Source organism: Photobacterium phosphoreum (genome assembly GCF_002954725.1).
GTDB classification, from domain to species: Bacteria; Pseudomonadota; Gammaproteobacteria; order Enterobacterales; family Vibrionaceae; genus Photobacterium; species Photobacterium phosphoreum.
This window is the reverse complement of sequence record NZ_MSCQ01000002.1, coordinates 1-18970: the sequence shown is the minus strand read 5'-3', so window position 1 is coordinate 18970 and position 18970 is coordinate 1. Positions and strand designations below refer to the sequence as shown.

The window sequence follows — 18970 nt, the reverse complement described above, 5'->3', positions numbered from 1 at the left end:
AGTCGATATCTACTCACGTATCTGCGGATTATACTCGCTGAAAATCATACACTGAGCCTAATTTTAGAATATAAGTCAGCTCGTCTAATGCCATTTGTGATTCCAATCCTAATGCTGGATCAGCTAAATCAGCTTCTCGTAACCGATCTCGATAATGTAAATTAATCCATTCTCGTAAGCGTTTAAATAATGTATCCGTTAATAATACCGCAGGGTTCACCGCTTGCCGTTCTTGTTCGGTTAATACTACTCTTAAACGTAAACATGCTGGCCCACCACCGTTGTGCATACTCTGGCTTAAATCAAAAAAATCAACCCGATTAATGCCGACCCGCGCTTGCAATAACTGTTGTATATATTGCCATATCTGAGGATTCTGTTGGCACTGTTGCGGTAAAATCAAACTACTATCACCATCAGGTAATGTGACTAATTGCGAATTAAATAAATAACTACTTACTGCGTTATCAACACTAACTACATCATTAGGCACTTCTATAATAGAAAAGTCCGCTCCCATTTTTTGCTGTAACTGTTGATAAACATCCACTTGATTTAAAAAAGCATATTGATGACAAAACAAGGTTTGTTGATTCCCCACCGCAATGACATCATTGTGAAATACACCTTGATCTATCAATAATGGATTTTGTTGAGCCATCACAACCTGTTGTGGATCGAGTTGATGTAAACGAGCAATAGCCGCACTGGCTTCATAGGTTTGTCGAGCAGGATAACGTGTAGGGGCTTGTTGATGCTGATCGAAACCATAACGTCCAAAAACAAACATTTCGACACCTTGATCACCATACTGTCCACAAAAACGGCTATGGTTAGCAGCACCTTCATCACCTAATTGTTCAGATGCAGGTAATGGCTGATGATGACAAAAATGATTCTCATCATTAAACATCGCCGTCAAAATACGGGCTGTTGTTTGAGGTTCAATAGCACGATGAAAATTATTCACTAAATTCGCCGGCGTGAAGTGTATACGTCGATCATAGGTATCAGCGGATGGGGATACTGTTGCAGCATTAGCAGCCCACATACTTGATGCTGAACAACAACTCGTTAATAGTTTAGGCGCCTGCTGGGCTGCTTGTTGTAACACTCGATGATCACTACCACTAAAACCAAGCCGTCTTAGCATAGTTGTATCTGGCCGCATTTGAGGAGCAATAACACCTTGTACCAATCCTAAATTAGCCAATGCTTTCATTTTATCTAGGCCTTGTAATGCGGCACTTTTAGGATTTGATATTTGCTGGCTATATTTTTGTGAAGCAATATTTCCTGCCGATAAACCACTATAATTATGTGTTAGCCCGACTAAACCATCAAAATTAGCTTCATATGCAATCATCAGTTCCTCCATGATATAAGTCATATACCTTTATTATTATAGCCATCTATCCTTTATATGATTTCAGCCATGGTTAAGAACTGATCGTTTATCATACCCATAAGTAATATTTAATATTATTAGAGAGACTCACTGCGGTGATTTATAAAAAATCGTTAAAAAACGCCATTTAATTATTGCGTAAAGGCATCAACATCCTTTAAAATCAACTCATCCGATGAGTTTTATAAGTATTTGTTATAAAAAATACCAGTTGTGCTACTGTCAATAATAGCTACAATGCCCAGCCCCAAACCCAAATGTGGCATTTCAAACTAAGGTTATGCTCTATGAAAGTAAAAGTAGTCGATTTTATCAAACGTAAACGTGAAGTGTTATCACATCACCCGTTTGAATTTAAAGACTGGCTATCACCATCAATCCGTGACTATTGGATTGAATTCCTCAATAAAGCCAATAGCAGCCATTTTGCAACTTGGGTAAAAGATCATAACCTCGTATCTATATCTAGCGGTGAAGTAATCTCTGATCCTATTGTTATTGAGATGCATCCAGAAGCCACTAAAGTAATGGCTGAGCTTACTGCATCATTAGGTGAAGAAATTCATGTTGGCGAATGGTTAACCGTCGATCAGCTACGTATCAATAACTTTGCTAACGTTACTGACGATCATCAATGGATCCATACCGATCCACAAAAAGCAGCAGCAGAATCTCCATTTAAAACAACCATCGCGCATGGTTTTTTAACGCTTTCACTCCTATCAGTATTAACTGACAGTGTCGATCCTGCTAGCCCAAAATTTCCATCTGCAAAAATGACCGTCAATTATGGTCTAAACCAAGTTCGATTCCCTTACCCTGTTAAAACTGGCGTTAATATTCGTGCAAGAACAAAAATTCAGTCGGTAACACCGATTAAGCGCGGTTTAGAAATAGTGCAAGAAATTACGGTTGAAATCGAAGGCTGTCGTCGTCCTGCTTGTGTTGCTGAATCAGTCATGCGCCTTTATTTCTAATCTGACTGTGAGTACAATCATCCTCTTTCCAAAAAGCCGATACGTCGGCTTTTTATCTATTTGCAAGCATTCGTTACAACTGCCGAGCTAAAGAAGAAAAAAAAAGCATTTAATTCATTATGTTATTTCTGTTTATTCTTTTCATATCTTGATGATCTTATAATATAAACCTAACTTTTCATTAATAGTCATTTACCCAAAGAAGAAGACTGGTATGGTAGCCGAACATTTTTGGGCTAGGTATCATTATGAACAAGTGGATAAAATTCATCCCCCTCATTTTATTGATTGGCTATTTCATCACGTATGATGTCTTTAACCAAGTAAGTCAACCAACACCAACAGAACAAACAACGAACAACCAGTAACTAATCTACTAGCAATAAGATTCTTATATCATCAATAGATTAGAGGTAGCATGGTGATTATTCCATGCTCTTACTGATTGAGACGCTTTATACCCTACGCTTCCTTCATCACTCCAACGCCTTATTGTTATTCTTATCATGTGCAGCCATATCTATTTACTCCCCCCCATATCTATTTACTCCCCCCCATATCTATTACTCACACATTTCTATTTACTCAACTATTACATTTTTCATTGTAATGCATAACAAAAGTAACCTTACCTTGCAATTATCGTTATTTTCATCTTAAAAATGTGATGCTATTCTTATTTTATGATCTAGAAAACACCAAGATTCTCTAGACAAGCCATAATTAAAAACATGTTACCAAATCACATTTGTTCCAGTTTATAGGATGTGATTTGGTTTTTTTATTTATAGCCCTCAAACAAAAGACCCTCTTCTGTCTCTCCCTGCTTTACCTCTTTCGAATCACAGGGTAAATTCATTGCATCCACATTTAGTCAGGTATGCGTGATGTCTTCAAAAATTAGAGTGCTGATTTCAGACTCAACCAATCCATGGTTCAATCTTGCTGTTGAAGATGCTATTTTCCGTACAATGTCGCCCCAGCAACGAGTATTATTTTTATGGCGAAATGACAATACGGTTGTCATCGGACGGGCACAAAACCCATGGAAAGAATGTAATACGCTTAAAATGGAACAAGATGGTATTACTCTTGCTCGTCGTCAAAGTGGCGGTGGTGCAGTCTTTCATGATCTAGGTAATACCAATTTTACCTTTATGGCGGGTAAACCTGATTACAACAAAACAATATCAACCGATATAGTACTTACAGCACTAAAAAAACTAGGGATTAATGGTAAAGCGACAGGTCGTAATGATTTAGTCGTTGAAGATGCCGAGGGAGAGCGTAAGTTTTCAGGCTCAGCATACCGTGAAACAATGGATCGCGGGTTTCATCATGGTACTTTATTACTGAGTGCCGATTTAACACAGTTAGCACATTACCTTAATCCAGATAAAAAGAAACTAGCAGCAAAAGGGATCACTTCCGTCCGTTCGCGAGTGACGAACCTCAACCAAATAGTCACTAATATTGATCATAAAATGGTATGTGATGCCATCATTGATACATTTTGTGATTATTATAACGATCATGTTGAAGCCGAGCATATCTCACCACAGGCATTACCCGAGTTAGCTAGCTTTAATGAAACCTTTGCAAAATTTAGTCGCTGGGATTGGAATTTTGGCAATACGCCTCAGTTTACACATAGCCTAGATGAGCGCTTTAGCTGGGGTGGTATTGAACTGCATCTTGATGTCAATAAGGGTAATATCACTGAAGTAAAACTCTTTACTGACAGTCTTGATCCTGCACCGTTAGAATTATTAGAGCAACGATTAATTAACTTACCTTATAATAGTACCGCGATTAGTACCGCTATTAATAATTTAACTATCGAATACCCATATTATAATGATGTTTTAATGGATATTAATCATTGGTTACAAAATACGATTAATTAACGTTATTTCAATAATTAAAATAATAACAAGACCGTTTAATTATCGGTCTTGTTATTCATTAAATAATCACTATTTATTCTTTTTTACCATCACAATCATCACAACACCTATTTATTATTCGCTCTTGGCAATTATAAGGCTCAATATGAATGATAATATCAACAACTTCATCTAATTTATTTAACAAATGTGTTTTGAAATTTTCAGTAATATTATGTGCACGCTCAACACTCATTTCAGGATCAACCAATAGATGAAAATCTAATAGAATGGTACTGCCAGTACGACGACTCCTTATCGCATGAACTTCTTTAATATCTTTATCTTCAGCTGCATATGCCTGAATTTGTTTTTCAATATCTGAATCAGCTTTTGCTTCAGTTAATTCTAAAATTGCAGGCCATAAAATTTCAAAGGCTGCTTTTAAAATCATTACCGTTACAATTAATGCTGCAATTTGATCTAAATAATGGAAAGAAGGAAAAAAGTAATTTGCGATCACAGCAATAGCAACAGGCAATGAACTTAATGCATCAGAACGATGATGCCAAGCATTCGCATACAATGCGCGACTATTAATACTTTTAGCTTGAATTGCTGTCCAGCGGTAAAGCACCTCTTTAACAACAATAGACACCACGGCGGCACTAAACGCTAACATGCCCGGTTCTGAATGTGATTCGCTACTGATTGAATGTAATGAATCCCAACCGATTCCAATACCCACAATGGCTAAGATAAAACCAATAAAGATATTGGTTAACGTTTCAAAACGCCCATGCCCATAGGGATGCTCTTTATCCGCAGGTGCCGTCCAATAACGAGAGCCTATTAAAATAGCCGTATCGGTTACCAAGTCAGAAAAACTGTGTACACCATCGGCAATAAGCGCCTGACTGCCAGTAAGTTTACCTATAGTAATTTTTATAAATGCTAAAGCAATGTTTGCAATAGATCCAACCCAGGTTACTTTCTGAATTAATTTAACTGCCGTTTTAGACATAACGCCCCATAAAACATGAAAAATGGATGCGATATAATAACGAATTTAACTTCTTAAATGTGATCTTTTTTACATTTATAACTATTTTATCTTGTTGTTTGCAATACTATGATAACAATGACAATTAATCGTATGATCATTCACCATTCCTACTGCTTGCATAAACGCATAACAAGTTATATTACCAATAAATTTAAACCCTTGTTGCTTTAGATATTGACTCAATGCGAGTGACACCGAAGTTGTTACTGGTACCTGATCTTTTGATAACCAATGATTGATCTGGGGCTCATTATTCACAAACTGCCACAATGGTGTGGCTAAACTCCCATACTGGATTTGCAATGCTTTAGCAGCCCGCGCATTAGTAAATACCGAGCGTAATTTACCTCGATGCCTCACGACATCATAATGTTCAATAATTTCTGTTATGCGTAGTTCTATTTCTTGTTCATTATAAGCTGCAAGTTTATCAATATTATAACTTTCAAAAGCATCACTATAACTCGCACGCTTTTTTAAAATAGTATACCAATTAAGCCCTGCTTGAGCGCCTTCCAATGTTAAAAATTCAAACAAATAATCATCATTTTTATGAGGTACACCCCACTCATTATCGTGATATTGACGCTCTAAATCAGAGTGAAGAGCCCAAGAACAGAGGTTATTTAAATATTTAATAACAATACCAACCATAATAGTAATAACTAAAACTATTTAATTTTATCCGATAAATTTATAGCATTAATAAATATATCTAACACTATACCCTATGAATTCTAAATTATTCTAATACTCATTATTTGCAAACATCATTTTTACAAAAAAAAACTTATCAATATCACATTATTTATATTAACTATAGATAATCGTTTTAGTTTGTAATTTTTACTGCATACTAGTTATGTCTATAGCATAGATAATTTCATTAAAGGACTAAAGATGAAAAATATTGCGGAATTTATTGCACAGCTGGAAAGCGAGAAGTGTACGTACAATGCTTGGGTATATGCAAAAGAAGGATGCTATAAACAATTAAATATTAGTAACACTACTAATTGTTATTCATACCTTAGAGATATGATTGAATACCATTTACAAATTGTACTTGAAGTAAACAATAATAATAAATTAGACAATTATTTATTATTATCGGAAATAAATGTTGCTACACATATCGCATTTGACGCTCAAAAAATAACAGCAATTGCTGCATAAAAATAATATCCAAATTAAAACTTAGGCTAGTTTTAAATTCATAAAAAACAGATCTTCGGATCTGTTTTTTTTCATAACAATAAAGACACATATCTTGTAACGAGTAATTAAAACCACCAATTGCATATGCCCTTTGTTGGTTATAATAGCCGCCAAAGAATTATAAAACAATAATTAATTTATAAAAAAGTGAGCTATCTCAAATATTTAGTCTGTTTTAGTCAAGTTATATAGCAACTTCTCTTTTCCTACTTCACAAGCTGAATAACCTTGCTCCCAACCTTGATTAAAACGTATTGATCTCTCTTTTAGGGTCATATCTTGGGCATATGTATGTCCAACCACTTTTGCTGTAGCTAATGCCGATTCACAACCTTGATTATAGCCATAATGATAAATGCTATTATATTCAATATTATTTATATGTTTATCTGGTAAAAAACGCATATCGCCATCATTGGTATAAGTACATCCAGCTACTAACAATGCCACACCACACATCACTATCATTCTTCGTTGCATGTTATCTCCTTATCTCATGCTTTGTTCTACTCTTATCAGCTTAGCAATAATTTGTATTTAGCACTGAAAATAAATACATATATTGACGTTACCGCAAAAAAAAAACCGCCAACATTGCTGTTAGCGGTTTGTTTATTAATAATTAATCATTAACGATTAAGGATCTTGTGACTCAGGTTTTGGTAAGTAATGATCAGGTTTTAAGCCTAAGAATTCAGGAAGTAGAGTACCTACTGAAATCGATGACCATGTACCGGTTAATACACCAATAAACATCGCAATAGAGAAACCTTGCAATGATGAACCACCTAATAGCCATAATGAACTGATCGTCATCAAGGTTGTACCAGACGTCACCATCGTACGTGAAAACGTTGCAATGATAGCTTCGTTGTTCGTCGCTTCAATGTCTTGTTTCGGTTTCGCAATCAGTAACTCACGAATACGGTCGGCAATAACAATCGAGTCATTCAGTGAGTAACCTAAGATAGCCAAAATTGCCGCTAATACGGTTAGGTTAAACTCCATCTGAGTCATTGCAAAGAAACCAACGGCTAAAATAACATCGTGCATTAGTGCAAGTAGTGCACCCGCAGCAAGACGCCATTCAAAACGGTAACTTAGGTAACCCAGGATACAAAGCATAGTAACAAGTAATGCTAAGCCACCTTGTGATGCCATTTCAGCACCCACTTGCGGTCCAACAATACTGGTATTTAATACTTGTACTTGTGCATGTAGCGGCTCAAGTACTTGAATGATGTCTGGGTAAGTTACCCCTTTAGGTGGTACGGCGTAGCGTAGAATCCAACGACCAGGTTCATCTGCCGCAATTGCCACAACATCTTGCTTAAAACCAGCATCCATCAATGGTTCAATTTCACTGCTAGTGATTTGACTGTTCATCTGAATTTCACTAACAACACCGCCAGTAAAATCAAGACCCCAGTTTAAACCACGAATGCAGATGAAGCTGATCGAGATAACCATTAGCGCAATTGACACAATACCTGTCATATAACGCAATTTCGTTAAGTTTGTAATAATCCAATTTTTCATTGCGTTAAACCCTTACATCTCGACGAGAATCACGACCCCAAACCAAGTTAATAATGGCACGGGAAGTAAATATACCAGTGAACATACTGGTTAGAAGGCCTAGACCTAACGTCAATGCAAAGCCTTGAATTGGACCATTACCGATAGAGTAAAGAACCACTGCGGTGATCATTGTTGTAAAGTTGGCATCGAAAATAGTACCAAATGCGCTACTGAAACCACGATCAATGGCTTGAGCAAAACTGCGCCCTTCTCGAACCATATCGCGAATACGTTCAAAAATAAGTACGTTGGTATCAACTGCCATACCCACAGTTAATACTAAACCGGCAATACCCGGTAAAGTTAATACCGCCCCAGGAATTAAGGCAATTAAACCGAAAAGCATGATCATGTTAGTGATCAACGCAATGTTTGCCACCCAACCTAAGCGACGGTACCACAATGCCATAAAGACTAATGTCACACCTAAACCTAATGCTAGAGCAGCGAAACCATTCTTAATATTTTCAGCACCCAATGTTGGACCAATTGTGCGCTCTTCAACAATAGTTACTGGCGCAGTTAATGAACCTGCACGTAGTAATAACGCCAATTGTTGTGCATCAGCAAGTGAACCTGCACCCGTAATACGGAAACGGCTACCTAACTGAGTTTGAATAGTTGCAACACTGATGATCTTATTGGTTTGTACTGTTTGACCTTTCGCATTACGGGTATATTCGCTGTACGATGTTGCCATTGGCTGACCCACGTTATTACGTGAGAAATCTGACATCATGCTACCACCCGCGCTATCTAAGGTAATATTAACCTCAGGAGAACCCATTTCACCCATGCTCGCACGCGCATCGATAATATGATCACCCGTTAATACAGGCTTACGGCTAACACGTACTGGACGACCTTCTTTGTCGTCAATGATCATGGTGCTACCTGTGCCTTCTTGCTTAACCGCATAGAAAGCCAGACTTGCTGTGGCACCAATAACGTTCTTCGCTGCAGCAGGATCTTGTACGCCAGGAAGTTCGATACGAATACGGTTTTCACCTTGACGCTGAACAGATGCTTCAGTAATACCTAACTGCTCAATACGACCACGCATTGTTTGCAAGTTCTGCTGTACCGTTAGGTTACGCAGATTGGTTTGCTCATCTTCATTCATAGACAAGACTAAGTTATTGCCTTCGCCATTCTTCGCTTGCCATTGTGGGTATTGAGTACGAATGTATGCACGTATTTTATCATTCGCATCTTCACTTGGCAGACGTACAATAACTTGATTGTTATTGGTCATTTCTGAGCGTGCAGCACGAATATCTTGCTTACGGAAATCGCCACGAAGATCATCAGTCAGCTGCTGTGCATGCTGCTTATAAACTTCTTTCATATCGACATCAAGTAAGAACTGCACACCACCACGTAAATCAAGACCTAACTTAATAGGTTCAAAACCTAAGCCTAATAGCCACTTAGGTGCTGCAGGTTCTAATGCTAACGTTAAGCGGTCTTCATTATGAATAATGCTGTTTAACGCTTCTTTAGTATTGGTCTGTTCTTTGGTTGAATTAACTACCACTATAGTGCGAGTTGGCTGCTGTTCAATAGTTTTGGCATCTATGCCATGGTCTTTTAGAACACGTTGAATCTCAAAAGGTGTTGGCATTACGCCGCCTTTCGCACTGATTTGTACTGCTGCATTTTCGCCATACCAAGTTGGAATAGCACTGAGCAACATAATCGAGACTGTCACAATTAATACAACATATTTCCATGCTGAGTAATGATTCAGAATCTGTTTATTATTCTTTTTTCTCATTATTTTAAGCCATATATCTAGCAACAAGCCATCTTGTTGCGACCGATAACACATCAATAATAATTATTAACGTTTCTCTTTAAAAAGAAACATTACCGCTTGTTATCATATTCACAGCCGATAACAGTTGGTATTAATAATAGCTATTGATAGATTTAATACATAAATTGATAAAACGTTTTATGTGTTGATGAAAGCAACATCACTAAGTAAAGCACACCATGCCATAAATGACACAAGCGCTAGTAATGTCTTACGCAGTAACGAACGAATGCTCGTAATGTGAATAGAGTAGATTAGATTCTTTCCAGCCAGATATACGTGATGATGTGGATTTGATGGTTAATATCCAATCACTTTGTGGGCTGAGGGGTTCTTCATATCCAATGGCGAGCATCGGTATAGGGAGTAAAGGGAGTTCAAACGCCAGTTCAAATATCGGCGTTATTTCATCTGCACTGTGGTGAAAATTCTTCAACGATCGATTAGATGTATTAATAATATTTTTTAAATTAAGCACTTCTGAACGATGATGTTTACCACTGTGAAGTGGAAACTTCATATTGGCTGGCGATGGAAAGTTCCATACTAACTTGGTGTTATAAAAGGAAACCGGCAAGCCATTATTACTAACATAGCGATCAGTGGGGTGTTTTTTTTGGGGCGGCGTTTGATCTGTCTTATGTTGATGAGTAAGAGCAGGAGCAGGATGCGTTGCTATATCGAGAGTAACTGCAGCAGTGTTAACCGTTTTCGTGTTAAGCACAGGCGCTTCAATAACATCCGTATAAACAGGACTGGTCGAAGTAAACTGAATAATATTTGCATGTGACGATGCGGAAGCAAATGAACTTGCTCCTAAACATAATACCAATAACATCATACGCAATACAGCTGACAACATTAGATTTAACTAAACCAATCCATAAAACAAAAGTGAGTGTTATGATAATTGGCAACACAAGTTGTTACAAGCGATTAATCTCGAATAATTAATCCTGTTGATAATCATCAGTTATTTAAACAAAACACATACAACTCCCCCCATTTACGCAATAGTAGAGTCTGTTATAATGTTACATATTGCTTACAATTGAAACCAAGGAAGTATTAATCATGACAGCAAATGTTGCTTTTTTAGGTCTAGGAACAATGGGTTACCCAATGGCAGGTCACCTTGCCAAAGCAGGCTATCACGTAACAGTTTATAACCGCACCCAAACAAAAGCAGACGCTTGGATTCAAGAATATAATGGCACCATTGCCCTTACGCCTTGCGATGCAGTGAAAGATGCTGATATTGTTTTTACCTGTGTCGGTAATGATAATGATGTGCGTGAGATCTATAAAGGTCAACAAGGTATCTTAGTGACAGCTAAACCTGGCGCTATTTTGGTCGACCATACTACCGCCTCTGCTGACGTTGCACGAGAAATTGCGGATGCTGCCCATGCTGTTGGTTGTGACTTTTTAGATGCACCAGTATCAGGCGGAGAAGCCGGTGCCATTAATGGTTGCTTAACGGTAATGGTTGGCGGTAATGAAGCGGTGTTTAATAAAGCTAAACATGCCATTGATCAATATGCTAAAGCAAGCACACTGATGGGTGAAACAGGCTATGGTCAAATAACAAAAATGGCCAACCAGTTATGCATAGCGGGTGTATTACAAGGACTCTCCGAAGCAATAACACTAGCTAAAGCATCAGGATTAGATATTCACACCATGACTGAAGTGCTAAAACACGGTGCTGCGGGTTCATGGCAATTAGAAAATCGTGCTCAAACGATGGCTGATGATCAGTTTGATTTCGGCTTTGCGGTTGATTGGATGCGTAAAGACTTAGCGATTTGTTTTGATGCTGCTGAGAAACTTAACATTGATTTACCGCTAGCAAAGCAAGTTGATGCTAATTATGAACAGTTACAACAACGTGGATTTAGTCGCGCTGATACCTCCGTCTTAATTAAACAATTTGATAAATAGTTATTAAAAAAACGCTCAACGATAATAACAACGAAGCCGTAGCAACAACCATTGCTACGGCTTGATCATTCATTTATCTGCCAATAATGCTATTGATTATAGTCCGACAAAAATACCCGCTAAAGTTGCACTCATTAAGTTAGCTAATGTCGCCGCCATTACCGCTTTAAAGCCTAATCGTGCCACATCACTACGGCGCTCAGGTGCCATTACACCAATCGAACCAATCTGAATCGCGATTGACCCAATATTCGCAAAACCACACAACGCAAAAGTAATGATCACTTGTGTATGCGCTGATAAAGTTTGTTTTACGGATGCAAAATCCATAAAAGCAACAAATTCATTAAGGATTAGCTTTTCACCAATGAATGTACCTGCCGCCATCATTTCATGGGCTGGCACACCAATAACAAACGCAAGTGGTGAAAAAATATAACCTAAAATAAGCTGCATACTAAGTGGTGTCGTCGTAAACCACTGTGATACAGAGTCCAATCCAACCGCTGAAGTCACACTTGCTAAACCATAGCCAACTTGCTCTAGACCTGCATTTGCCATTGCAATAACACTTACAAACGCAATTAGCATCGTACCAATCGCCACCGATACTTTCATACCGTTCATAGCACCAGCAGCCAATGCATCAATCGCATTACTGTGCTCACTGGTTGCCATTTCTATTTCAACTTGTTCTTCTGGTATTTGTTGCTCAGGTACCAAAATTTTAGCCATTAGCAAACCACCAGGAGCAGCCATAAAACTAGCCGCAATCAAAAATTTAAGATCAACCCCTAACCCTGCATATCCACCCAACACCGAACCCGCAACGGATGCCATGCCACATGTCATCACCACAAATAGTTCAGAACGGGTCATTTTGGCTAAAAATGGACGAATAAGTAGCGGAGATTCACCTTGTGACAAAAAGATATTACCCGTAGCGACTAATGATTCCGCACGACTCGTACCTAATAATTTTTGAATACCACCACCTAGCACTTTAATAACCCATTGCATAATACCGAAGTAATACAGTAAAGAAATTAACGCACTGATAAAAATCACCAATGGCAGCACACGGATTGCAAACACAAACCCACTTTTTTCAATATTAGCTAAATCACCAAAAACAAAGTGAATACCGACATCAGCAAAGCTCAATAAACCCGCAACACCATTACTCATTGCGCCCAGCATTTTCTGGCCAAGTGGAATATACAATACCAATGCAGCAAAACTTGCTTGCAATACCAAAGCACCAATCACGGTACGCCAATTGATCGCTTTACGGTTATCTGAAAGTAAAATTGCGAATAAAACCAGTACTGCAATACCGGCCAAACTAATTAACAACTGCATTATTTCGTCCTGCTGTGTTTATAAATGGGTGTCGAATAATGAAGGTATTGATTGTGCTGCTGCATCGGAAAAACATTTGCTGAAGAATCAACAAAAGATGGGTATTACGCTTATATACGTAAACAACTAAAGGGGTGTTCGTCCAATGGTACAACATACAAGTCACCTAAATTAACAAGCTAAAGTTAACGCCGGTCCAACTCCGTGGGTCGTTCACATATCCTAGTGACAGCTTGTAATAAGGTGGCTGAACGTAACTGTTCTGGCCGAGGCGAGAGTATATAGAGATCTTGATCACATTAAAAATTTAGCATAGTGTTTTTTTACATTTACACATAATTAGCATAAATAATATGCTAAATAGTCGTATTTTTGGGTATTTAGTCAAAAAAATCGTACAAAAAAGCCCAGCTATTTTTTAAATAACTAGGCTCTTATATTTATATACCACCAGCAAATATCTGTTACTAATACCACAGAATACTGATGATTATTTTGTTAATGCGTTATTTAACCACTCATTAAAGGCAGTTTTAGGCATCGCACCATTTAGCATATCAACCATTTTACCACCTTTAAAAACCATAATGGTTGGGATGCTACGAATACGATATTGACCCGCTAATGCTTGTTGGGCTTCAGTATCAATTTTAACGAAACGCGCAGCGCCATTACGCTCATTAGCAACATCAGCAAAAACAGGCGCAAAACCTACGCATGGACTACACCACGGGGCCCAGAAATCGACAACAACAGGTTTATCACCATTGATTAAATTTGCAAAGTTATCAGCTGTACCTTCAATTGGCATGCCATCAAGTAATTTCTCTTTGCAAGTACCACATGTTGCTTCGTCGTTAACACGCTCAAGGGGTAAACGGTTCAATGCTTTACAATGTGGGCAACGCGTTGTCATGGTTGTCATAATGATATTCCAGATCTAATTCTAAATTAATTGCTTTTAATCTATCCCCTTCTTTATCAGAACAAAAGCAGTTTTAACTGATTAAGTTGATAGGGAAAACCGATGGATCTGTATTGTTGATTAATGACACTTAAATGCTTTGGCTGCGGGTTTTATAAGCGACACTTAGAGGATATTTACTTACCTCATTAAAATAAGCTCACTCGAACATCAAACGGATTAAAAAACCCAACGTCTTTTAATCCGTTTAATGGCCGCCTGACAACAGCTTTATTGACTCAATAGCTACTCTGTCATCGTGTTATTTACTTTAGAACACGACCAGCCCAAGGTATCTAACTTAGCAGCAAACGCTGTAGCTTTACTTTCACAATAGCCAACTTCATGGTTTGCGCTCCATAATATTTGACTACCACTCGGTTTCGTATATTTAACCTCGCAAGGCACTTTGCTACCCGGTTGGCTATAAACAACCTCAACACTGCGCTCAGTATTACCATTTTTACAAACATACTGATCTTGTGCGTAGGCCTGAAAAGAAAAAATAGTCACCATTAATAATAAAATAACTCTCATAATAACCTCTGGATATTTGCTTTCGCATTAAGTTTAGTCGGATTGATGATAGACAACACAATTACTTGCATCGTGAACAATAACATTTGTATGATGTATGTCTGATTAACATAAAAAATAGAATACATCCAATGACAAACCCTATCTCTGTTCCTGTTAAACGTATTCGTCGTATGCGTCGCACTGCTAATATGCGTGATCTTGTGCGTGAACATGACTTTAAATTAGCCGATCTTATTCACCCTATCTTCATTGAAGAAACCTTAACTGAAGAAGTGCCTATTAGCACCATGCCGGGCATTTCACGTATTCCAGAAACCATGCTGGCAGATGAAATACACACACTTTATGAGCTTGGTGTGCGTTATGTAATGCCATTTGGTATTTCGCATACTAAAGATGAAATCGGCAGTGACACATGGAACGATAATGGCTTATTGGCCCGTATGGTTAAAACCATCAAAGCCGCTTGCCCAGATATGATGGTGATCCCCGATATTTGTTTTTGTGAATACACCACTCACGGCCATTGCGGTGTCTACCATGATGAACATGTCCTTAATGACGAAACATTAGAACTACTGGTTAAGCAAAGTGTGACTGCGGCTAAAGCAGGTGCAGATATGCTAGCCCCATCAGCAATGATGGACGGCCAGGTAAAAGCCATTCGTGAAGGATTAGATGCGGCAGGTTTTGAACATGTAGCGATTCTTGCTCATGCGGTAAAATTTGCGTCGGCTTTCTATGGCCCATTCCGCACCGCGGTTGACTGTGAATTAAGTGGTGATCGCAAAGCCTACCAAATGGATTGTGCCAACGGTCGTCAAGCCTTAGTTGAGGCCTTACTTGATGAAGAAGAAGGTGCAGATATTTTGATGGTGAAACCAGGCACACCCTACCTTGATGTGGTTGCCAATCTTCGCCGTAAAACCAACCTACCGTTGGCAGTCTATCAAGTCGGTGGCGAATACGCGGGGATCAAGTTCGCAGCATTAGCGGGCGCATTAGATGAAAAACGTGTGGTCTATGAAATATTAACTGGCTTTAAACGTGCAGGTGCTGATCTTATTGTAAGCTACTACACCAAGCAAGTGGCTGAGTGGTTAGCACAAGATAAAGCATAATCGGCTCAATGTTATTATCTTGTCTTTTAAGCATCATTGTTGCAATGGCAGTGATGCTTAATTGCAGCTAAGCTAAACCTTCAGTAACTATCGAGGTGATAATCGTGCAATTTGTCGTATTACTCACTGTTGGGAATAACGAGAAGTTATTATCCGTCATCTCGAAAGTAAGGCACGAACTATCCGTGATCTATTTACCACGTCATTAAGCCTAAAAGACACCAGCGAAATATTTAATTCGACAACACGCGGATAGTAGATTCTCTATCGCCCTCGCGGGCATTCACTGTAGGGAATGACGATAGTGTGCAATATCCCCAGTCATCAGACTCACATTTATCCGCAAAAAAATGATAATTGGACTAATCGAATGTAAGAAATACCATATAAAACCACACCGCAATAATGTTCAGTTATATACTATAGTTCTTAATAAATAAGAGTAATTTCACATGTCTAATGTCGTTCAGTTGTCTGCGTTTAGTGGCAATAAAAAAACGCCCCCTGCAACCCAATCACCCTCCCCGAAAGCATTACGGGAGCAGGCGGTATTGAAACAAGACAATCGCTGCTATTTTTGTGGCTTACGTAAAGACACCAAAGATCTCAATTGGCTCAATCAGATTGGTTTTAAGCAAAAAACACATGTTGTCTGCAACAGTTGTAGTTCTGACGCTAAATCACGTTCAATGGATGAACTACGCATAATACTGGCACTGAAGGCGATGGATTTTAGAACCGTTAAGCTCCAGCAATTCATTGAGTTAAGAGAAAAAGGTGTTCAGATAGACGGAGTACGTGACTATAAGTTCTATTTTGAAACGATTGAATGATCATGGGCTGATTCTTTTCAGCCCATCTCACACTTACATTTTATCGGCAAAATAAGCCATGATTTCAGCGGTGGTCATTTCTTGCGTTTGATTAGTAAAGCAATAATAACTAGGACGGGCATCGCTAAAATACTGCATATTCATTGTTAGCCCTTCCACATCAGGGAACAAGCCAACGGGCATATTATATTCACCACTTGCTTTCACTTTATAAAACAAATGCGTACCACATTCAGAACAAAACCCACGTGATGCCCAAGAAGATGATGGATATATTTTGATGTTCTCTTCACCTTCAAAGGTTACGTTAGTGCCACATTGCACTGCAAAAAATGGCGCACCACCCCACGTTCGGCATGATTGGCAATGACATACAGTAAACTTAGGATTGATCTCTGCAGCAACAATCTTCACCGCACCACACAAACAACTCGCTTTTGAATCAGCCATGCCATAACACCCTAATGAGTAAATAATAATTCTGATACATCATCATAGGTCAACACCAATCACTGTGTATAAATACAGTTAAATTTTGTGATACTAGCCACGATAATACGTGAAAGAGTACTCATAAGGCTAAGTATACGCTATGGCTTTTCACCACTAAGTTTCAATGACACTCGCCAAAATTTAGGAATGATAGCATTGAAAATCGTGGCATCACACCAAGCAAGACCACGATTAATCGATACGAATATGGGTTTTATTCTTGATTTTTCACTCAATATACTTCGAATGGGGGTCATCAAGCCTTGGTCAACAATGGGTGACAAAAAACCTTCAGTAATGATCTTCGGTGTATTAAAACCCCGTAATAATTGTTCTGCATCTTGTTGATTAAAGTCATGGACATCAATATTGGCATGATCCCAACGCATTTGCTGCTGGCGCTGATTAAAAAAATAACGTCGCAGGTTATTGATCCACACTAATGGCGCTTTGATAATCTCAATTAATTGTCCACCATGTGTTGTTGGCTCACCAATAATAATAAACTCACCACCCGGTTTTAAAATACGTAACACTTCCTGCATAAAGGTTTTAGGATCAGGAAGATGATGCAGAAAAGCACAGCCGACTACCAGATCAACACTGTTATCATCAAAAGGTAATATGGTCATATCTGAAGTAATCGTTTTAATCGTTGTCTGCATTTTGTGTGCGTTTTGATGAGCAACATCTAAACTACGCTCACTAATATCAACCGCTATCACTTGCTTATACCAATTGGTTGCCGCGAGCTTAACCGCTAAATTACCCGTCCCTGATGCCACATCAACCACAGTTCCGCCTTTAGGGAGTGCATGCCCTAATACCGACTCTAATTCTTTAATCGTTTGTTGTTGTGATTCATAGTCATACGTTGCTCCCATGCGAGAATCATAATTATATGCCTCCTCTTGATCATGAAATTTTTTGTTTAACTTATGAATGTAATCTGCATCAATGTTTTGTCGCATGTTCAACGCCCTCAAATAAAACAAGCCAATCAACATATGACATCGTTATATGTTAATTATTAATATAGTTTGAAAGTGCGATTTAGAATGTAAGAACATGCTTATAAATAATAAATGCGAAGATTTGAAGGGGGATATTGCACACAAAAAGATACTTAGAAGCAAAAACATGGCGGTAAATAACCGTATTTTTGCTTCTATGATTGTTATAGCCAAAAGGGGGAGAATACCAACAATAGAGGTGTTAAAAACCCAATAATTATCCTGTTACTTGATCATTCACCGCATAACAAGACCAGCCAAATCCAGCCAGTTTTTGAGTAAATTGCTGCGCTTTCGTTTCGCAATAACCCACTTTATGCTGAGCGCTCCATAAAATTTCACTGTGATGATTTTTGGTATATTTAACTTCACATAAGGTATTACTGTTTGGGGCATGATAAATCACTTCAACATCACGCTCAGCATGGCCTTTGGTACACACGTATTTACTTTGAGCGTAGGTTTGAAAAGAAATAACGGCAAGTACTAAAAGTAGAATGTGTTTCATTGTAACTCCAGAATAGTAAGTTTGGCGCTAATCTTACTCCTTTTCACCATTGCCAACACACGCCATTGTGTCAAATTTACCCCTAAATCCCCCATTCGCAACAAAGTCATTTGATCTATAAATAACAATAACTTAAAACATACAACTAACGCTATTAATCTACTTGTTGTCGAATGAGGCGTGGACACGAGACAAGCCCCTATCTAGCTATTTAATTCTACAACTCACGGATAGTAGA

19 protein-coding genes are annotated in these 18970 nt (G+C 38.3%); 6 read left to right on the top strand and 13 right to left on the bottom strand.

The window, feature by feature from the left end; all coding sequences use genetic code 11:
* Positions 1-28: 28 nt before the first annotated feature.
* The gene (astB, locus tag BTO21_RS12235; protein WP_045032319.1) at positions 29-1366 is read right to left on the bottom strand and encodes an N-succinylarginine dihydrolase; all 1338 of its coding nucleotides are present in this window, start codon (positions 1364-1366) and stop codon (positions 29-31) included.
* A gap of 329 nt (positions 1367-1695) precedes the next feature.
* On the opposite strand from astB, the gene BTO21_RS12230 reads away from it, so the two are divergent.
* The gene (locus BTO21_RS12230; RefSeq protein WP_045032317.1) at positions 1696-2385 is read left to right on the top strand and encodes a MaoC family dehydratase; all 690 of its coding nucleotides are present in this window, start codon (positions 1696-1698) and stop codon (positions 2383-2385) included.
* A gap of 887 nt (positions 2386-3272) precedes the next feature.
* On the top strand, positions 3273-4292 hold the full coding sequence (locus BTO21_RS12225; protein WP_045032314.1) for a lipoate--protein ligase: 1020 nt from the start codon (positions 3273-3275) through the stop codon (positions 4290-4292).
* A gap of 73 nt (positions 4293-4365) precedes the next feature.
* Here BTO21_RS12225 and BTO21_RS12220 read toward each other — a convergent pair whose 3' ends face one another.
* Both BTO21_RS12220 and BTO21_RS12215 read right to left on the bottom strand, forming a co-directional pair.
* Positions 4366-5295, bottom strand: a complete 930-nt coding sequence (locus BTO21_RS12220; protein WP_045032312.1) for a cation diffusion facilitator family transporter — start codon at positions 5293-5295, stop codon at positions 4366-4368.
* An 81-nt stretch (positions 5296-5376) separates the two neighbouring features.
* Positions 5377-5991 carry a DNA-3-methyladenine glycosylase I gene (locus tag BTO21_RS12215; RefSeq protein ID WP_065193240.1) on the bottom strand — a complete coding sequence of 205 codons (615 nt, stop codon included), beginning with the start codon at positions 5989-5991 and terminating at the stop codon, positions 5377-5379.
* A gap of 246 nt (positions 5992-6237) precedes the next feature.
* On the opposite strand from BTO21_RS12215, the gene BTO21_RS12210 reads away from it, so the two are divergent.
* On the top strand, positions 6238-6513 hold the full coding sequence (locus BTO21_RS12210) for a hypothetical protein (RefSeq protein WP_045032310.1): 276 nt from the start codon (positions 6238-6240) through the stop codon (positions 6511-6513).
* 207 nt (positions 6514-6720) lie between these two features.
* On the opposite strand, the gene BTO21_RS12205 is transcribed toward BTO21_RS12210, so the two are convergent.
* The 4 genes from BTO21_RS12205 to BTO21_RS12190 all read right to left on the bottom strand — a co-directional run bounded on the left by BTO21_RS12205 (position 6721) and on the right by BTO21_RS12190 (position 10817).
* Positions 6721-7035 (bottom strand): hypothetical protein, encoded by a 315-nt coding sequence (locus BTO21_RS12205; RefSeq protein WP_045032308.1) that lies wholly within the window; start codon positions 7033-7035, stop codon positions 6721-6723.
* A gap of 156 nt (positions 7036-7191) precedes the next feature.
* Positions 7192-8094 carry a protein translocase subunit SecF gene (secF, locus tag BTO21_RS12200; RefSeq protein WP_045032306.1) on the bottom strand — a complete coding sequence of 301 codons (903 nt, stop codon included), beginning with the start codon at positions 8092-8094 and terminating at the stop codon, positions 7192-7194.
* Between the two features lie 4 nt (positions 8095-8098).
* Positions 8099-9913 carry a protein translocase subunit SecD gene (secD, locus tag BTO21_RS12195; protein ID WP_045032304.1) on the bottom strand — a complete coding sequence of 605 codons (1815 nt, stop codon included), beginning with the start codon at positions 9911-9913 and terminating at the stop codon, positions 8099-8101.
* 253 nt (positions 9914-10166) lie between these two features.
* Positions 10167-10817, bottom strand: a complete 651-nt coding sequence (locus BTO21_RS12190) for a hypothetical protein (RefSeq protein WP_045032303.1) — start codon at positions 10815-10817, stop codon at positions 10167-10169.
* A 212-nt stretch (positions 10818-11029) separates the two neighbouring features.
* On the opposite strand from BTO21_RS12190, the gene BTO21_RS12185 reads away from it, so the two are divergent.
* Positions 11030-11899, top strand: a complete 870-nt coding sequence (locus BTO21_RS12185) for an NAD(P)-dependent oxidoreductase (protein ID WP_045032301.1) — start codon at positions 11030-11032, stop codon at positions 11897-11899.
* A 96-nt stretch (positions 11900-11995) separates the two neighbouring features.
* Here the strand turns inward: BTO21_RS12185 and BTO21_RS12180 are convergent, their stop codons facing one another.
* The 3 genes from BTO21_RS12180 to BTO21_RS12170 form a co-directional block, all read right to left on the bottom strand.
* Positions 11996-13261 carry a NupC/NupG family nucleoside CNT transporter gene (locus BTO21_RS12180; RefSeq protein WP_045032299.1) on the bottom strand — a complete coding sequence of 422 codons (1266 nt, stop codon included), beginning with the start codon at positions 13259-13261 and terminating at the stop codon, positions 11996-11998.
* A gap of 490 nt (positions 13262-13751) precedes the next feature.
* Positions 13752-14186 (bottom strand): thioredoxin TrxC, encoded by a 435-nt coding sequence (trxC, locus tag BTO21_RS12175; protein ID WP_045032297.1) that lies wholly within the window; start codon positions 14184-14186, stop codon positions 13752-13754.
* A gap of 285 nt (positions 14187-14471) precedes the next feature.
* Complete coding sequence (locus tag BTO21_RS12170) at positions 14472-14762, bottom strand: hypothetical protein (RefSeq protein ID WP_045032295.1); 291 nt, start codon at positions 14760-14762, stop codon at positions 14472-14474.
* A 131-nt stretch (positions 14763-14893) separates the two neighbouring features.
* On the opposite strand from BTO21_RS12170, the gene hemB reads away from it, so the two are divergent.
* Positions 14894-15886: a porphobilinogen synthase gene (gene hemB / locus BTO21_RS12165; protein WP_045032293.1), complete on the top strand. Its 993-nt coding sequence runs from the start codon at positions 14894-14896 to the stop codon at positions 15884-15886.
* Between the two features lie 452 nt (positions 15887-16338).
* Positions 16339-16719 carry a hypothetical protein gene (locus BTO21_RS12160; RefSeq protein ID WP_105026836.1) on the top strand — a complete coding sequence of 127 codons (381 nt, stop codon included), beginning with the start codon at positions 16339-16341 and terminating at the stop codon, positions 16717-16719.
* Positions 16720-16752: 33 nt separating this feature from the next.
* Here the strand turns inward: BTO21_RS12160 and BTO21_RS12155 are convergent, their stop codons facing one another.
* The 3 genes from BTO21_RS12155 to BTO21_RS12145 all read right to left on the bottom strand — a co-directional run bounded on the left by BTO21_RS12155 (position 16753) and on the right by BTO21_RS12145 (position 18732).
* Positions 16753-17169 (bottom strand): GFA family protein, encoded by a 417-nt coding sequence (locus tag BTO21_RS12155; RefSeq protein WP_045032291.1) that lies wholly within the window; start codon positions 17167-17169, stop codon positions 16753-16755.
* A gap of 140 nt (positions 17170-17309) precedes the next feature.
* Positions 17310-18182: a class I SAM-dependent methyltransferase gene (locus BTO21_RS12150; RefSeq protein ID WP_052672724.1), complete on the bottom strand. Its 873-nt coding sequence runs from the start codon at positions 18180-18182 to the stop codon at positions 17310-17312.
* 259 nt (positions 18183-18441) lie between these two features.
* A complete protein-coding gene (locus tag BTO21_RS12145) occupies positions 18442-18732 on the bottom strand; it encodes a hypothetical protein (RefSeq protein ID WP_045032289.1) in 291 nt (96 codons plus the stop codon).
* Positions 18733-18970: the final 238 nt, after the last annotated feature.

Bases quoted from the DNA above. Each gene is read 5' to 3' on its own strand.
- astB (WP_045032319.1), bottom strand. From the start codon at position 1,366: ATGATTGCATATGAAGCTAATTTTGATGGTTTAGTCGGGCTAACACAT.
- BTO21_RS12230 (WP_045032317.1), top strand. From the start codon at position 1,696: ATGAAAGTAAAAGTAGTCGATTTTATCAAACGTAAACGTGAAGTGTTA.
- BTO21_RS12225 (WP_045032314.1), top strand. From the start codon at position 3,273: ATGTCTTCAAAAATTAGAGTGCTGATTTCAGACTCAACCAATCCATGG.
- BTO21_RS12220 (WP_045032312.1), bottom strand. From the start codon at position 5,295: ATGTCTAAAACGGCAGTTAAATTAATTCAGAAAGTAACCTGGGTTGGA.
- BTO21_RS12215 (WP_065193240.1), bottom strand. From the start codon at position 5,991: ATGGTTGGTATTGTTATTAAATATTTAAATAACCTCTGTTCTTGGGCT.
- BTO21_RS12210 (WP_045032310.1), top strand. From the start codon at position 6,238: ATGAAAAATATTGCGGAATTTATTGCACAGCTGGAAAGCGAGAAGTGT.
- BTO21_RS12205 (WP_045032308.1), bottom strand. From the start codon at position 7,035: ATGCAACGAAGAATGATAGTGATGTGTGGTGTGGCATTGTTAGTAGCT.
- secF (WP_045032306.1), bottom strand. From the start codon at position 8,094: ATGAAAAATTGGATTATTACAAACTTAACGAAATTGCGTTATATGACA.
- secD (WP_045032304.1), bottom strand. From the start codon at position 9,913: ATGAGAAAAAAGAATAATAAACAGATTCTGAATCATTACTCAGCATGG.
- BTO21_RS12190 (WP_045032303.1), bottom strand. From the start codon at position 10,817: ATGTTGTCAGCTGTATTGCGTATGATGTTATTGGTATTATGTTTAGGA.
- BTO21_RS12185 (WP_045032301.1), top strand. From the start codon at position 11,030: ATGACAGCAAATGTTGCTTTTTTAGGTCTAGGAACAATGGGTTACCCA.
- BTO21_RS12180 (WP_045032299.1), bottom strand. From the start codon at position 13,261: ATGCAGTTGTTAATTAGTTTGGCCGGTATTGCAGTACTGGTTTTATTC.
- trxC (WP_045032297.1), bottom strand. From the start codon at position 14,186: ATGACAACCATGACAACGCGTTGCCCACATTGTAAAGCATTGAACCGT.
- BTO21_RS12170 (WP_045032295.1), bottom strand. From the start codon at position 14,762: ATGAGAGTTATTTTATTATTAATGGTGACTATTTTTTCTTTTCAGGCC.
- hemB (WP_045032293.1), top strand. From the start codon at position 14,894: ATGACAAACCCTATCTCTGTTCCTGTTAAACGTATTCGTCGTATGCGT.
- BTO21_RS12160 (WP_105026836.1), top strand. From the start codon at position 16,339: ATGTCTAATGTCGTTCAGTTGTCTGCGTTTAGTGGCAATAAAAAAACG.
- BTO21_RS12155 (WP_045032291.1), bottom strand. From the start codon at position 17,169: ATGGCTGATTCAAAAGCGAGTTGTTTGTGTGGTGCGGTGAAGATTGTT.
- BTO21_RS12150 (WP_052672724.1), bottom strand. From the start codon at position 18,182: ATGCGACAAAACATTGATGCAGATTACATTCATAAGTTAAACAAAAAA.
- BTO21_RS12145 (WP_045032289.1), bottom strand. From the start codon at position 18,732: ATGAAACACATTCTACTTTTAGTACTTGCCGTTATTTCTTTTCAAACC.